The organism is Sporosarcina sp. YIM B06819 (genome assembly GCF_033485175.1).
Classification (GTDB): Bacteria; Bacillota; Bacilli; order Bacillales_A; family Planococcaceae; genus Sporosarcina.
Genome location: NZ_JAWLIQ010000015.1, coordinates 79642 through 96910, shown reverse-complemented (window position 1 = coordinate 96910; position 17269 = coordinate 79642). Strand labels below are relative to the sequence as shown.

Below are 17269 nucleotides of genomic sequence, written 5' to 3'. Positions count from 1 at the left end.
ATTATTTACAAGGCAATGAAGAATACAAAGTTGTGTAAAAATACAAATCCAGACTATGAGACATGCACTTATTGTGGCGAGGAGAGTCATCGTTTCACGGTGGTGTTGAGAACCATACAACTGGGCAATGTATTATGTAGGGATGGAGCTAGAAAGGGGCGATGTCGAGAGATTTTACAACGATTTAGACTCCATCAAAGAACTCGTCTTATTTTGATGACATACATACATACATACATACATACATACATAACAATTAATAATATTATTGGAGGAAACGAAAATGCCAAATATCACCTGTCAATATCTTATCATTAAAGGAAAACAACAAACTATAAAAGAACTCGCTTCGCTACTATTTATAGGAGAAGATTTAATAAATTTTACTAATGTTTTGCCTGTTCCTTCACAACAAGAACTAGAACTAATGAATATTACAGAGGGCAATTGGAGAATACAAAACTATGGAACCTTTAAAGACTTCGGATTAATTAATCTAATTCGAGTTGAAGATTGCGCCATAATCGTGGACTTTGCTACTATTGGATGTGCTTGCCACGGTTTCATCGTTGAAGCTTCTAAAATGTACCCAGAATTATATTTCAGCCTAGATTTTATATATTATGCTATGGACTTTCATGGCATACTTGAGTGCGAAAACGGGGAGATAATTCGTGATATTAAGGTGAATCATGATGAGTGCACATGCGAATAACTTTGGTAAGACAAATTCCGTTGATACGCTGAAAATAAGTGCCTCCGACAGCAACGTTATCAATGTAAACCACCCAAAACGGGTGGTTTTTCTTCATTCTCATTCTTTATAACATCTTATTGCTGACGCGTCGTATTGCAGCATAAAAATTATTATACAGTTCCTTATCCTTCTTATTCATGCTGTCCAAGTACGCCTGGTCGGTGAGATGTCCAAAGCGAGCTTCAAACCGCCTGGTGAGTTCCAAAATCCCTTGTACATAAGTAGACATCGCATCAATATCTTGCTGGTAATAAGGTTGCCGATAACCGCCGGGTCCAGGCTGTTTATTCACGCCTGGTTGGCTGCTTCCTCCGCCTTGAGCTCCCCCTCTATTTTCACCATTTGCCGGCTCTTCTGGACCATTTTGAATTCCACTCGTGGAAAAACGTTCACTATCTCCTTTGCCTGTTCCTTCATTGCTCGGAGCACCTTGTGTAGGCTCTGTTTCTTTGTTCTTTCCCTTTTTATTCTTCTCTTTATCCATTTCCTTAAGTATCTCGGTGAGATTTTTTTTGATTGCATAAATGCCGTTTTTCAGGTCCCTATCTATTTCTTTAAACAATAGATATATCGATTTGCGCAGCTCGTTAGCGAGCAAAGGGGTAGTGGAAGCCATTGAACTCCTGTCAGAGGTTAGTTGGATGGCTTGGCAATTGATAAAACCATGAAGTACCTGGCTAGCTGAAGGTCCCCCTTCCCCGACCCGTGGTAGCCACTCATTGACGTTCTGAAGTGGGATGTAGTCTTTAGAAAGGTAAACACCATATCTATCCGCAACACGATAAGTATAAGCGCTCCTGTTCTTCCCATTCCGCTTGATACAAGGGTTGTAGGCTTTCTTGACCTCATCCCCTTCGAAGTAAATCACATACTCGTACTCCACCTCTATTTCATTCTGTTCTTCATCATGGATACTAACTGTTCTTTTCCCTGTCCATTTTTGAACCGCATGCTTGAAGAAATTCAACCGTTTCTCTCTGACTACTTCCATTAAGTAAGGAGTCGGTTCTGGAAAATGATGACCGATTGGGCAAGCCTCATACTCCATCTCAAATAGGGTAGGCATGGCTGGCACTTCATCGCGAATCCCTTTAAGATAAACGGTAAAGTTCCGCGGCTGATAGCCAAGCTCTTTCTCAAATGTCCCTGTCTTTGTGAACCAGTAAATATAGTCTTTCATTTTGTCATGGGAGAAATCCTCGGAAACGTTTTGGTTGAAACCAATCAAAGTGATTTCCGTCCCCCTTTTCCCCGAAGGGTTTTCCAGCTCTTCGGCAGAGAATTCGAACATATTGCCTTGAGACAGCTCTGATAGCGGATGGCTTGCCTGCGAGCGATAGGAACCAGTTGTATGGTATGTATCCATGATAATTTGTTCAGAACGTAGATAAATCATTGTACCGTGGCTCTTATAACCAATGGTTTCTGTTGAGCCTTCTCCTTTATCACTGTACCCTAATCCCCAGAAGTTCCTTATAAGCGTTTCCAAACCCATACCGAAGCCATCATCGATAAACTTCAGAACGAGCTTTCCTGCTTCATTCCTAAAGGCGGTGATGTGTAAATTAGTTGCTCCTGCATCATAGGCATTAGAAATAGCTTCCCTGACAACTTCAAGCGGTTTTGAGAAGTTACAGGATACCTCAAACATTTCCTTGATGTCATTTACCTTGGGAGTATAGTTTCTTATTGTCTTGTTCATTCGTTTTCCCTCCACTTCTATTGCATAGTATGTCAATCAATAGGGTATCAGAATTGGATAGGTCTATATAGTAATTAATCAGTATTACTGGATGCGGTGAAGGAGAGATTGAGCTTGGACTGTAGTACGAGGATAAGTTGGAGCCGACGAGTGGTTGTACAGTAGTGGCTAATAATGCAAGGATATTAAAGTCCGAATATATTGTTTTACTGGAAATTATGCGAAAGCACTCTCCCTATACCATAAAGGGAAGGTGCTTTTACAAATTATCATATGAGCCATTTATTATAGAGTATTGAACATCTAGTGACGGATAAGTTGATACGAACGGATAAAGCAAACCCAATTGACACTAAGACAAAAATAGTAGTCTCTTTTCCTCTTCATTAAAGTGATTAAAATCCAAATCACTACAGGAATTTTTCGCTGCTAAACATAAGCTTTTAAACTGTTCTCTATAAAACGCTTCCTTCCACAACTTAGGATATACATTCCTTAAAACAAAAACTACAAATTTGGCAGGAGAAATAATTTTATTAATGGGTATCCTGACTTGATTATTATGTCCAATATGCATATGAGAAATCGGATGATGAATCGGTTGGAAAAGCCCATAATCGTAATCATATCTTATAGGCGTTACTGTATTTTTCAATGCTGCCTCCGACTTCTCTTGTTCGTAATAATCAATAAATGCTCCATCATCTTCATCAATGAATAGGTCATTTTGTAATAAAAACTCTTCGTAAGTAATTATTTTCCTTGGACTTTCATAAAAGGCATAACGAATAGTGCCTCTTTCTACTCTCCCATCCACTAGCCTACATGAGAATTGAAAAATTGAATCGTCCAGCAAGACATAATCGAAGTCCATATTCTTCATCGCTACTCTGTATATTTCTTCGTAATCATCTTTTTGAGAAATCCGAAAAAACTCCTCAGAGAATTTATCACTCGTAAGTGTCTGCTCTCTTGTTTTATTGTAGTCAGCATAAAGTTCAACTTCTTTGAGTATTTTCTTTGCAACCCTGAGCGAATCATTAATTACTGCTACATTCAAGATTCATCACTTCCACTCCTGAACATCTTTTTCATCTCAATTTCAATTTCATCCATCGAATATCCATCCGACAGTAATTCAGTATAAGTTCTTTGCATTGTATCCCTTAGATTCGCTTTTTTAATATGTTCATCATCTAAGTCCCTCTGTATTACATGAGATTCTTTGTGAGTGAACTTGAGCTTGAAATCATTTTCAATTACCTTCCCAATTTCAGCTACAATAGAATGATTATTAATACTTATTCCGCTAACTCTAAGCCATGCTTTAGCCCGAGTGAAAGCTGTGAATATTTTATTACGCATACTTCTTTCATTTTTCGAGTGTTCAAAGACATCACAACCAACGACAAAAACCATTGCAGCTTCATGCCCTTTAGCTTTGTAAACAGTTGTTAAGGTTACTTTCTCATCCTCTATGAATCCTTGTTCATTAAAACCTAGGGATAAATTATTTGTAAATATCCCTTTTTCATACAATAGTTCACTTATACTTTTGAAATAGGATTTACAATATTTATCGTCAATTGAAATAACAATAATATCGTCTGCTCTTAAGCCTTCTTCATTAATTGCCTTCTCAATCGAATCCGTAACCCATCCAATTTCCTTATCAAAACTTTCTGCAGAAAATACTTTAATTATATCAGCGGGCTCACAATACGCTGATATGGATAACGGACTGTTATTTAGCGGTCTTTCTATTTCAACATACGTATCAGGAACTATCTCTCCCTCTATAACTTCATAACCGAGGTCTTCCCAGTGCTCGTTGTTTTCTAATGACTGTATGAGTATATCGTTATAGATACCAAATCCTAATGCATGTGCAGTTACAAGAATTTCTTTAGGATTCCTGTAGCTTCTTGGCAAAACTATATCATTATCCATGTCCGGATACCTTCTCTGTAAGGAAACTAAATCTATCCCCTCAGCACCATAATCATTTTTAAATGTAGTCATTGTATTCTGTAACGTAACATCGAAAATATTTTGAAGGTCATCATACCCCCAGACTATGCAATCATTCTTCACTATCGCCCTACATATTTGGTAAAATGAAGCCTTGAAATCTTGTGCTTCATCTATTAGTACGTAGTCATATACTTCTTCCAAGTTACCACTTGTTTGTTCCAATAGATTCTTACATATATAGTCAAATGCATTTTTACTCCCTGCAGCAGCAGCTGCATTTTTGAAAGTGACAGGGGAGACATTATTTCTTCTGCAAGTATCGTAATATACCCCCCTAATTCTCTGTCCTCCCCAAGCATGCATAATCAGGATACTATTTTTAAAATCCGGTAATTGTCCATCTCCTAATACTTTGTAAAAACGAGTGATAAGCAATTCAATATAATCGCTCAAACTCTTCGTCATAAAAGTATAAAGTATTTTTTTCTCCGGGTATCTGAGGTGTAATATCGCCGCTTTCATACACAATATAATAGTTTTACCTGAACCTGCAAGTCCACGAATACGTTGCGGACCTTCCAATTGAGAAAGTGCTGCATACTTTTGCTGATTGTCGAATACAGCAATATCTTCCTCTAACTTTTTTAATATATACGCTTTTGAAGTATTATCTTCTTTTGTAACCTTTCTTTCTTTAGGTTTAATAATTGCTGAAGAACTATCTAATATGGCAAAAATCTCTTCAATAACTTCTTCTTCCAACACCTGCTCATTCCCACTAAAAAAAGAAATCAACTCCTGTGGTGTTTTAATTATTTCCACCTCAGAATCCTCTGTTTCATCTGTATAGTTAGGTAAGAATAATGCAGAACTTAAATTAAATGATAAATCCCTTCTACCATGCTTCAGCTTTTTATTTTGACTTTTAATAAGCTTCGCAAATATTAACTCTTCTATCCTAATGAGGTCTTCGCTAAGTCCCTCCAATTCATTATCTCGTTCTCTATTAATCGAATCAGTCTTAAATAAAAAAACCCCATGGTTTGGACTTATTACCATTAAACTTGGAAACATTAGGTCTTCGTCCAATTCACTCAGCATTGGGAATTGATAATATACGACTGCTTTTTCTAAATGCGGTACTTGGTTCTCAAGGATATTCACCAACGACTGTGATGCCGTATCATCATAATAACTCTGTGATAAAATATGTTTCTTTATGCCACTCATTCAATAACCCCCTATACATAATCATTTTCTAAATAGCATTAGACACAGTATACATGAAGTAATCTTTACTGGAAATGTTACCATATAATTAAGAAGGGTTAATTATCAGGCAATCCATTCTTCACCAGGATACGACGGGTATTTACTTCCTCATAGTTTTATATTATCGATACCCGCGTGCGAGAGTTAAGGATACACAATGACTGTAGGAGGCTGCCGATTCTTCCCCTTACAAACTACTTTACATGAAGATGCGGATGCGGGCATGATAAGCCTTGGCGAGGTAAGCCAATGTGTGTTGCCGGCTTCCTGGCTTGCACACATGCCCGTAAAGGCTCCAGGTTAAGTTGTCATCCAGCGTATTGCACTTTATGGTCCTTACTGAAACCGCGTCTTATCTCCAGCTGGTATGTGTGCTAAATTTCATGGCAATCACCAGTAAAAACTATGTCAGTTGTTGTACCATCTCATGACGGTAATCAGTCATTGTATCGGCAACTAATATGGAACAAAACATCAATGCAGCTTACTTACAAACTGATTAGCCAGTTTATCAGTACATCAAAAGTAAATAGACAGTTAAAAAATTCGATATCGATTACTTTTTCGAACTAATCATGAAGCTTTTTTCACTCGCTGAGATACGTTGGGACGTGTAGAATGACTGGAAAGCTGTAAAACCAGTTTGTCAGGATAAAGCCCTCGGAGTAAATGTGGAAATAAAATAGCCCCGCAGAGACTGATTCTCCACGAAGCCTACTAAATTCAACCTACAGTTATATTCGTAACGCTCTCGCCAGCTCTTATACTCGTCCTTAAATGACTTTTTTGCATCTTAAATTTTTTTCGTTAAGCGCTCGTTCTCTTCACTTCAGTCGTTGCAGCGTCTTTATCATCATTAACTTGTTTGATAGTCGTTTCTTTTATCGTTGTGTTCGGTTTTCTTTATTCTAGGAGCGCTCTTTATGCGCCAATATCGAAATTACTTCATAACTATTTTCGGTACCTGGGCACGAAAATAGTTACAGTCACCCAAGATTAGATTAAATCTATCCTTCGCCATTCAATTCCTTTTCAGTAACATCCAAGCCTCCACCATTTACAACAATTTTCAAAGCAAATTCCTTCCTCGATGAATACTCCTCGCAGATTGCAGAACCCTGCACCTCAAATATTCCCTCTCTCGTTGGAACTAATAGATACTTCCCATTAAAAGTACGTTGCGTGGTATGTAGCAGCTCTGCGCAGTGGATGCTAAGCTCATCTTCATTTAAATCAGTCCAATAATTACGATTAGCCGGACCCATCGATGATAATAAACCGGCATTGAATTTTAAAGGTTTTGATGAAAGAAATCCCATTACCCCCATTGCTGCAAGTGATTTATCCATACCCCACATTCGTTTCTGCGCTTTTTCTAATGGACCCTCTACTACATCTGGAATATCGGGATAATCTAAGCTTTCCTTCTCTCCTTCCAAAACAATTAAGCCCTCTGGGAAGGTTAAATCAATCTGGATATCATTCGCTTTACACATTCCTTGATTCATAACTAAAAGGTCTAATTCAACCCCATATGCTTGTGCGTACTCAAATCGGGTAACATCTTGGTTAAATGCTTCAACTTGGGCAATAGCCTCTGGTAATTGCACGTTATATCTTTCTATTTCTCCATCCTCGATGTACTTTCGAAGATTTGATGGGATTTCATCGGGATGTACTTCTGTTGGTAATGGCAGCAACTGTACATCAATATCAGGAGTAAATAGTAAGTTCTCCATATTATTGAACACTACTGTAATATCCGGCAATTCTTCGGCATTGTCATCTAGAGAATAATGTGTATACCATTCAACTTCCCCATATTTATCTTCATATGATGCCTTGACTTCTCGAATAGGCTCTGTGGTATCTAATTCCATTATTCCTGCCTTAACGACAAAGTTGGTTAAACCGTATTGCGAGAAGTCTTTAATACGGGTGGCTCTTTCATCGAGAAATCGCTTATCTATTTGAATGATTGATTCATCTATTAGTTCACCATCACTAGATACTAATACATCATAAATCTTACCATCCCATAATTCTCCGTTTTTCCAAATACCATCTTTTGAAGTATAATAATATTCCCCAGAGTCATCTATATATTCTTTTCCTTGACCATGCTTCTTGTAGTCCTTCCATTCACCTTCATACAATAATTTCTCTTCATCATATTGCTTTGCCCAACCCATGTAAATCCCTTTGTTATCAATTTTAGCATCACTGATTTTTTCAGCTAATTTATCATATACAACGCACTGATGATTTGCGTCACATTTAATAATCACCTGACCCTCATTGGAGGAATAAATGGATTTACTTTCACTTTCCTGAGCATAATTAAACTTTCGCAAAATCTTGAGCAACTGTTCATCCATCATCTCAAAAGCATCTTTTGGCTCAGCTACTATATGTCTGTACTGTACGTAATGTGGAATCATAATATAATGAATCAATCGATTAATTTGTTGCCTTATTTCATAAACTGCCACTTCTTTCTCTTCCTCAACTAGGTATTGCAATTCTTTTAGCAGATTATTTAAGTATAGTATCTCCTCATCCGACAAACCATCTATTTCGGTTATCGATTCAAAATGTCTTTCAGAAATACGGATAAATCGGTACTCCTGTATTTCATATAAATCTAGTCTTGAGAGCCTGTGTACTTGCTTAAGGGCAGCAACTAGCGTTGAAAATAATATTTTTTTGGCTTTCTCCTTTAATTCTTTTTCCTTAAGCTGTTCATTACGTTTCTGCATCCAGTAAATCGTAAATGCCACAAGTACCGTTGCTTCTATGGACATAAAAGTTAAATAAGTAGACTTGTCCATCGTAAAATATGCGAATAAGTGCTGTCCCTTTTCAGGCAATAATGTCGAGCCAAATTTATTAATCAATAAAAGCAGCTGCTTAGTTAACAGGGGAAATATTAAAGCCATAAACACAGTAAAAAAAATAACAACACGTTGCTTCATTTTTATCCTCACTTCCTTCCCATTTATTTTGTTATCTTATTCTACGCATCTAGAAGATTAAAAGTTTCATAAGCCATTCAATCATTCATAGACCTGTCCCCGAAGCATATAAAGAATCCATATGTATTTGTAGTAAATCTCCTGAGTAATCTCTTTCAATGATAGCTATATATTTATTGTACAGTTACAAGTAATCATCAAACCAGGATATTCTTCGTTTAACACCTAACGAGTTTAATATACAGTATTTTCCGACATCCGTATGATATGATTAATATAACATGTATGTACTACATCCCATTATCACTACTAATACCATTGACGTTTTTTAAACCAAATTTACTTATTCCTAAAACTAAAATTCGATTGGAGAGTGATATCTTTGCTGGTAAGAGAGAATGCTATTTTAGATGAGATTGAACAAGAACTAATTAGTGAGATTGAAGGCAGTCTGGACCTAAATGAAAGCTTAGAATTTGATGACGAGGAACTTGAGAAACAAAGACAAGAGAAAGCTCAAGCACTATGGACAGATGTACAAAACGGTAATGATAAACATTTAATAACCAGAGTAGCCTCCATTTTGAATAGGTATCCTGATACAAGAAATTCGGATATTGCACTGCAAATAAAGTATTGGCAAATCTATGATGGTATTACAGGCAATCAAATTACGCTAAATAAATTATTCGAAATAGAAAGATTAACGTCAATAGCTAGAAGTAGGGCAAAAATACAAAATGAATATAAGTTATTTAGGGCAAATGAAAAAGTTCGACGTTATCGAAAAAATGAAGAGGAAATTCAAAAAGAGATACAACTAAGCAACACCCCACCTGCTCCAATTATTTCTATCTATGTCGATGAAACCGGAAAAAATGATGATTATGTAATTGTCGGTGGCGTTTGGGTTTTGAAAGAAGAACACAATAACAATCATCACTCTAAGCTTATAAAGTGGGTCCGTGAAAGGATGGAACAAGACACCACCTGCCCAAAAGAGTTTCACTTCTCAAAAATACGAAACAACGGAAGGGACCTAGCTGTATATAAAGACTTTTTCGAGTTCTTTATTCAGAACTCTGAAATGGCAAGTTTTAAAGCTATTTCAGTAAAAAGTTCGATGCTAAACAAGCCCATTGATGAAATCATTAATGACTTGTTTTATCAACATGTACGATTAGGTATAGAACATGAAATTAGTACAAATAGAATTTCCTTTCCGCAGCAAGTAGTTTATTTCAAAGATTCGGAAGCTGGAGAAAGCTCATTAAGAATTAAAGAAATCGAACAATCTCTAACCGATTCATTTAAAATTCACTATGAAAGTAAACTTACACTAAATTATCTTCAATCTGTAGATTCCGCTACTTCAAGGATGATTCAAATAGCAGATTTATATGCAGGAGCACTAAACAGAAAGCTAAATGTACAAAATCAACAACAAGACATTAGAAATGCTAAAGATGAATTTGCTGACTTTATCTATGAGTTGTTGGATGTAGAAGTATTCCACCATTCTGTTGATGATATCTCAACTGCCTTCACCGATGCGAAAAATGACATGGCGACAATACATGTATTTGAGTGATGGACCTAAACTTTATACTCTGACGATAGATAAAAGTTACACTACAATAATTTCTCAATCGTACCTAAATGAATTTAATATTTTCGACCAATTCATAAGGCACGCTCCTTTTTTTCGGGGGCGTCTCACTCTAGTAATAGCCATAAAAACCAGGAGGTAATTATATGGAAATCGATGGATATGGATTTAATGTGAATTTGATTACTGAGCAATGGATGAATGTTAAAGAAGACTTATATCATGGGAAAGTTAATTATACGGAACTTGAGAAGTTAGTAAAAGACTACATGTTTTTCAATAGATTTGACAATGTTCTTAAAGAGTCTTTAAAAAATTTTGAAATCCCACTAAAAAATATTACTCCGCTATACAGGGGTGTCAGGGAAGAGGTTCTACTAGATGATTACGGAAGAATGGTTCCAACCCTGAAATATGCTACCGGAAACAACCGAATGAATCCACCGGGAAAAACATATATATATTTGGGCGTACTTGGAGAAAATAAAGGTAGAGGCAAAAAAACTGTGAAAAGTCATATAATCAGAACCATTATAAAAGAAACTAGGTCCCCTAAAGATTCCATAATCACAATTTGTGAATTCCAAGTTTCCGAATTGGGTGAAAATAAGACAGTTATTAATTTCTGTGGTGATAGCAACATTCCACAGTCTGAAAAAGAATTATACAATTATATAAGAAAGCAAATTTCACAAGGGAAAGGTAAAGAGTCCGAATTACAAGTAATATCTACGATACTTTCAAATATTTATTTCAATATGGTTTCATCAGACCAAATATTTAAGCCAATTGAAACTTATATCCAGGAAGTTAAAAAGTATGAGTATGCCCCCTTCCATGCACTAGCTCATTATATTAGTGAGCAAGGATATGCCGGTATTATCTTTAAAAGTACAGTGCATAAAAATGGAACAAATTTAGTCTTATTTGATACTGAAGATGTATTAGTAGCTACGAATTCAATGGAACATATTAAGACATCTGATTATATTTGAGAATAAGTTCCACATGGTAAAAGTTTCCTGTTCCAGGGATAATATTTATCCCTTCGGCTTATACGGTTCATTTTTGCAGATTTTATATTCTACTTATAAAGTGGAGACAAGCTAGAACAGAAGAAAAAACGTTGTACTCTGCATAAAAAATATAGAGTTGTACAATAGAAGAAGACATAATGTAGCAACTTTTTATGGAGCCTTCGCGAGCATGATTATCATGCCATGAACCAACCGCAACAAGGTTTGGCTTATGCCTAACGTGGCTACCATGCTCGCAAGATGCAGTTCCTTATCTATTTGTAATATAGAAAAGGACAGCAGCGATTTTTCCCCACTGTCTAACTTGCTCAGAACCATTAAAAGCCCCCCTCAGAAGGGAACTTTAGCCACTTTTACATCCTCCATTCAAGATGTCGCAATAACCTTTTGGACAATATAACTAACTAAACACAAAGAATAAAGACCCATGAGGTCTCCTATCGATTATCATTTCTTTACTACAAGTTTTTTTCAATCATCTCTTTCAATAAGTCTAATCCCATCCCTTCTTCTATTCTTTGTTCCACTAGTTCACCTCGGATGGATTTTTGAAGAATACTTTCCTGCATTTTCTTTAATTGCATCTCTAACTGTTCTATATTAAATTTGATTTCTTTTTCCTTTTCGAACTCAATATCTAATCTTTCTACTATCTTTTTTTGTTCTTCAATAGGAGGTATTGATATTACAATGGACTCCAATAACTCTCTTCTTATTCCAGTTTGACCAGATGAACGAGCGGAGTCTTTTATTACAGCTTTTTGTATTCTTGGTTCCTGTAGTAAGTAATATAGATAATCGTTCGTCATGATATTAGGATTGACTTCAGCCTTCATAAGAGCAACGTTGTAAGTACCAGACAAACCTCGCAAAATTTGAAATACCGGCGGTCCATATCGCCCAATCATTACATCGTCTTCTTTAAATGGTCTATTTGCATACTCATTAGGAACATAGGTTAAGTAATCGTTACTTTTAAAATCCCTAATTTGGACTAGCCTAGTATAGCCTTCCTCATATTTATACTTAAAAATACTTTTAGTAGGTTGACTGCCACCTGTTATTTTTATGATATCCCCTATACGCAAATAAACCCAACTTTCTGGGATATCATACGGTTGTTCTTCAGCTGCAATAGGATTAATTTCAATTTTTTTCTTTTTTTCTTTCATTAATTCTTCTTGAATAAAATTTAATAAACCAAAGTTATTTGTAATAGAATCATCCTGATTAACTAACTCACCACGAAAGGCTATTTTTAATAGAGCTTCATGCCGTTCTTCAAGGAATTTCTTTGCTTTAAATAAATAGCCTGAAACTTCACTAATCCTGCAAAACGAAAAATCAAGTGAATCTACAATTCTTTTTTGCTCTTTAATTGGAGGAATTGGTATCGGTATTTTCTTCAAATTACTAGCTTTTATCCCCTTAACTGTCGTGCCCGTGGCGAAGGAATTAATAACCTTCTGTATAGATTTGCTTAAAAGTACATATTTTAAGAATTCCTTATTCATTTTAGTCTGGATAGTTACGATTCTTTGTGCCAAGGCAACCTTACCTTCAATATTTAACTGTGCAACATTACCTAATGGTCCTTCGGTTGTAAATAAAATGTCGCCGAATTTTGGTATACCCCTGGTCATCCACTTTTCATAGTCCTCTTCTGCAATAAATTCTTCTGGTTCGCCATTCAATTGGTTGTTTTTCACGTTTTTAGCAGTTATAAGTTTAATTCCTTCATCGGTTTTAGTAGGAGTCTTTCCACGATAATCAATAAAATTGGAGATTCCCCCTAATTCACACCAAACCCAATTAACAGGAACTTCAAAAGGAGCATCATTACTAGAAATAATAACTTTTTCTAAGATAGTTTGCTTAGTAGCCATTACCTACTTCCACCACTTTTCATAAATGGTGTGATAAGTTCGAGCGACTTCTCAAGTAACCTAGATATTTCCGTAGCATACTCTTCTGGTTCCAGTAGCTTTTCTTCTTCTTCCTCATAAGGGTTATATCTACTGGCTGATAAATTCGTATCATTCTTTAGAATTTCTTCTACAGGAACAAGCCAACTGTGTTCTGATAAAGCTCTTTTTTCAAACAGGTCTGAAGCATGAATAAAGTGTTCAGATGATATCCCAGCATTTTTTGTCAACTTTTTCTCCTTAATCAAGGGAATTTCATAAAACCAAACATCTTCGGTTTTTTTTGTTTTATCGAAAAATATAATGGATGTTTTAACCCCGGAATAAGGTAAAAACACACCAGAAGGCAGACTAACTATACTATGAACATTAAATATCTCTAATAGCTCGGTTTTCACTTGTTTATAGGCGTCATTTGTACGAAACAGAACTCCTTCCGGAACAACAACAGCAGCCTTACCATCAAACTTCAATGTTTTCATAATGTATTGAAGAAATAGTAACTCTGTTGCTGTTGCTTCAATTGGGAAGTTTTGCTGTACAATCATTTGTTCTTTTCCTCCGAATGGAGGATTGGACAAGATAACGTCATACTTTTCTGACTCCTCTATTTGGCGAATGTTTTTGCTTAACGTATTTGTTTTTGCAATTTGAGGATAATCTACACCATGAAGCAACATATTCATCAGACCAAGCAAATAAGCTAATGATGTTTTTTCATTCCCGAAAAATGTTTCCTCAGATAAAATTTTAATTTGTGAAGATGTTCCTGCTTTCTCTTTTAAGTATTCGTAAGTTTCCGCCAAAAATCCACAAGAACCACTTGCTGGGTCTAAAATTGTATTCCCGATTTTAGGTTCTACACACTCTACGATAAATCGAACTACTGGGCGTGGGGTGTAAAATTCTCCGGAGTTCCCCCCATCATCTCCCATTTTTTGCAATAAGGATTCATATAGGAATGAAAGTGTGTGAATATCATCTGAACTATTAAATTTAATTTGGTCAACTTCCAATAAAACATCTTTTAGTAAATACCCCGATTGAACCCTGTTTGTCACTTCACTGAAGATTGCAGATATAACATCTCGTCGGTCTGCTTTATTTACACCTTTTAAACCGGCTAAATAAGGAATCAAGTCATCATTAATGAATTCTATTAAAGAAGAGCCAGTAAGGTCCTTATTTTTAGCCCATTTATCCCAATGATATTTCTCATCAATAGTGTAATTATATTCTTGAAAACTTGCCTCAGCATTTAATGCAGATTCACTTTCTTTATCATATAAAAACTTTAAAAAAAGTATCCAGCTCAATGTTTCCGTATAATGCATTGAACCTGAAATACCATCATCTGTTCTAAGTGTATCCGTACATCTCTTGATTATGTTATCTAATATAGACCTTGACATTAAATTACTACTCCCTCATATAAATGCATTTGAACATACTTAAACGCCGATATCATAGCTTCTTTAGAATCGAATACTTCCTGCGCATCGCTCATCGAGCTAATATTTAGTTCTTGAAACTTATTTGTTTTGAATGTTTCAGAATGTATTTTCAAGGGCTTGTACTCCTCTTCTTCATAAATATCTAGTATTGCTTCAAGAACCTCTAAGGCTTGTTCCTTGTATTGAGAAAAGAACGTCTTATGATTCTTTTTAAATTCTTTTATACGGTCTGATTTAGATTTAAATTGACAATCAAAAGCTAGATTCAAAAGAATGTCAAATAAATCAATATCATATCGATTATGTTCAATACAAAACAGCTCGGCTAGTGTATCTACTTGTATGCCTGTTTCCTCAACCTTTTTGAAAATTTGGAGGCGAGATTTTGGATTTTCCCAAGCCTTTTTAAATGTTATTGCATCTGGGTACATTTTTTTAATTTTACCAGATTGGTATTGGATAAATTCAGATGGCGAAAGGGTTTCCCCATCATCATCCAGCAAATTAACTACTTCTAATGATGACTTAACCTGGTCTCTCATGAAATCGTCGGATAAACGATAGCGAATACGTTTTGCTATATTTTCATCATCTTCCCCACTTGCATCTAAGTCATCGTCTTTGTTATCTTCAGGCTTATTCTTTTCATCATTTTCATCGTTATCATCTACATGTTCCGGTTCGCCATCAAAATTAGGGTCATAGAAATTACTTGTCGATGTATTACCATATTCTAAAATTGTAAAGCCGAGTTTTTCTGTTTGTTTATTACTAGTTTCATAAATCCGGGTTCCACGACCAATAATTTGTTTAAATTCAGTAATGGAACCAATTTGAGTGAAGATAACGATGTTTTTTATATTTTTTATGTCTATTCCTGTGCTTAAGAGCTTACTTGTAGTTACAACGACTGGAAGTGGGGTTTCCAAATCTTGAAAACGCTCCAAATCTAAATAACGCCCATTGGGGGCTTTATCATTACTTGTAATTCGCAAAGCATATTCAGGAAGGTCTTCAAGCCCTTTTTTTGCTGCAAGTTCTTTATAAGCTACATTAATAAACTTAGCCATATCAAGGGCGTGCCGTTGGTCTACACAAAAAACAATTGTTTTTCCAAAAACATCAGTTCTAAATAAGTGATTTACTAGGTGCTTAGCATAGAATCTTGTTCGCTCTGGGAACGATAGTTTACGTTCAAAATCCTTCATTTCGAAGTTCTTTTCAGTGATTTCATTTCCGTGTTTATCAAAAATAACTCCTTGGGGTTGAAAACCAAAAGTATCAATGTCTGAACGTACACGTTTTATTACATAAGGCGCTAAAAAACCATCATTTATACCCTCTTTTAGGCTATATGTCATTACTGGCTCGCCAAAATAATTGTAGGTATCTACAGAATCATCTCTTTTTGGAGTTGCTGTAAGTCCTACTTGGATAGCTGAATCAAAATATTTCAATAGGCGAAACCAGTTACCATCTTGATTTGCTCCTCCACGGTGACATTCATCTATAACTATAAGGTCAAAGAAATCCGGTGGAAATTCTTTAAAACGGTCCTCTCTTTTTCCGATTGGATTACCATTTTCATCCTCGTCTCCACCACCAACTAAAGATTGATAAATACCAAAATAGATACTACGTCCTTTTTTAAAGCTATCTTCTGATGGTTTTAACCGCCAGCAAGCATCTTTTTCAAAAATCAAATCGAACTCTTTAAACGCTTGGTCGGCTAAAATATTCCGGTCAACAATAAAAAGAACTCTATTAACAACGTTACTTTCGCGCAATCTATAAATGGTTTGAACAGAGGTAAAGGTCTTCCCAGTGCCTGTTGCCATATTGACGAGCACTTTCTTTTGTCCTGCTACAACAGATTCAATTATATTTGTTACTGCTTTTTCTTGATAATAACGTGGGTTTCTTTTTTGACCGATACCCGTTTCTTCATAATAATCTTGAAGAAGTGCCTTAAGGTAGTCTGTTTCTTCTATGTGCAGTTCATCACGATACATTGCCCATAGTTCTTCTGGTGAGTGAAAAGAATCGACAGATTTTTGTATGTTGTTTTTTAAATCTATAAACTCAATTTCGTGACCATTGGTTGTGTATGCAAATCGAAGACCAAGCTTTTCAGCGTATCCCTTAGCCTGCTTTAGCCCTTCCAAATGACTTAATCCTTCTCGTTTAGCCTCTACTACAGCTAAGCGTATAGATGATTTATATCTTAATAGGTAATCAGCAAAACCTGGAGCACCCCTAACACCCTTTTTCCCATCAAATGTAATTCTGCCATCCGTTACTTTGTATTCTCTTTGAATCTGAGATTCATTCCACCCAGCATCCTTCATCTTGGGGTCAATTAGTTTACTTCTTGTATCTGTTTCGGAATAACCCATCAGTGCACCTCCTCAGAAATTCATATAGATATATTGTACCAAATTAATAAGCACTTTACATTTCATTAAAATTCCATAACACTGAGACCCCTTTGATAGTTTGTCTTTCAGTTTATTTTTTTCCATTTTTTAAGTTGATGACAAGTAGTTGTTGGATACCAATTAGTT

Annotated in this window: 11 protein-coding genes; 3 read left to right on the top strand and 8 right to left on the bottom strand. The window is 35.8% G+C overall.

Going from position 1 to position 17269, the window contains the following annotated elements; genetic code table 11:
- Positions 1-283: 283 nt before the first annotated feature.
- Positions 284-715: a hypothetical protein gene (locus R2B72_RS11820; protein WP_318616773.1), complete on the top strand. Its 432-nt coding sequence runs from the start codon at positions 284-286 to the stop codon at positions 713-715.
- A gap of 106 nt (positions 716-821) precedes the next feature.
- Here the strand turns inward: R2B72_RS11820 and R2B72_RS11815 are convergent, their stop codons facing one another.
- The 4 genes from R2B72_RS11815 to R2B72_RS11800 all read right to left on the bottom strand — a co-directional run bounded on the left by R2B72_RS11815 (position 822) and on the right by R2B72_RS11800 (position 8680).
- Positions 822-2459, bottom strand: a complete 1638-nt coding sequence (locus tag R2B72_RS11815; protein ID WP_318616771.1) for an ATP-binding protein — start codon at positions 2457-2459, stop codon at positions 822-824.
- Positions 2460-2811: 352 nt separating this feature from the next.
- Complete coding sequence (locus R2B72_RS11810; protein ID WP_318616770.1) at positions 2812-3519, bottom strand: DUF2290 domain-containing protein; 708 nt, start codon at positions 3517-3519, stop codon at positions 2812-2814.
- Positions 3516-5663, bottom strand: coding sequence for a DEAD/DEAH box helicase (locus tag R2B72_RS11805; RefSeq protein ID WP_318616769.1), 2148 nt, complete (start codon positions 5661-5663; stop codon positions 3516-3518). The genes R2B72_RS11810 and R2B72_RS11805 overlap by 4 nt, the downstream gene beginning before the upstream one ends.
- A gap of 1049 nt (positions 5664-6712) precedes the next feature.
- A complete protein-coding gene (locus tag R2B72_RS11800; RefSeq protein WP_318616768.1) occupies positions 6713-8680 on the bottom strand; it encodes a hypothetical protein in 1968 nt (655 codons plus the stop codon).
- A 382-nt stretch (positions 8681-9062) separates the two neighbouring features.
- Here R2B72_RS11800 and R2B72_RS11795 point away from each other — a divergent pair, with 382 nt between their 5' ends.
- Both R2B72_RS11795 and R2B72_RS11790 read left to right on the top strand, forming a co-directional pair.
- Complete coding sequence (locus R2B72_RS11795; protein ID WP_318616767.1) at positions 9063-10271, top strand: DUF3800 domain-containing protein; 1209 nt, start codon at positions 9063-9065, stop codon at positions 10269-10271.
- Positions 10272-10435: 164 nt separating this feature from the next.
- Positions 10436-11284, top strand: coding sequence for an RES family NAD+ phosphorylase (locus R2B72_RS11790; RefSeq protein ID WP_318616766.1), 849 nt, complete (start codon positions 10436-10438; stop codon positions 11282-11284).
- Positions 11285-11476: 192 nt separating this feature from the next.
- On the opposite strand, the gene R2B72_RS11785 is transcribed toward R2B72_RS11790, so the two are convergent.
- From R2B72_RS11785 to hsdR, 4 genes are all read right to left on the bottom strand, one after another.
- On the bottom strand, positions 11477-11644 hold the full coding sequence (locus R2B72_RS11785; RefSeq protein ID WP_318616765.1) for a hypothetical protein: 168 nt from the start codon (positions 11642-11644) through the stop codon (positions 11477-11479).
- Positions 11645-11784: 140 nt separating this feature from the next.
- Complete coding sequence (locus R2B72_RS11780) at positions 11785-13212, bottom strand: restriction endonuclease subunit S (RefSeq protein WP_318616764.1); 1428 nt, start codon at positions 13210-13212, stop codon at positions 11785-11787.
- Complete coding sequence (locus R2B72_RS11775) at positions 13212-14663, bottom strand: class I SAM-dependent DNA methyltransferase (protein WP_318616763.1); 1452 nt, start codon at positions 14661-14663, stop codon at positions 13212-13214. Before R2B72_RS11775 ends, R2B72_RS11780 begins: the two co-directional genes overlap by 1 nt.
- Complete coding sequence (gene hsdR / locus R2B72_RS11770) at positions 14663-17101, bottom strand: EcoAI/FtnUII family type I restriction enzme subunit R (RefSeq protein WP_318616761.1); 2439 nt, start codon at positions 17099-17101, stop codon at positions 14663-14665. Before hsdR ends, R2B72_RS11775 begins: the two co-directional genes overlap by 1 nt.
- Positions 17102-17269 lie beyond the last annotated feature (168 nt).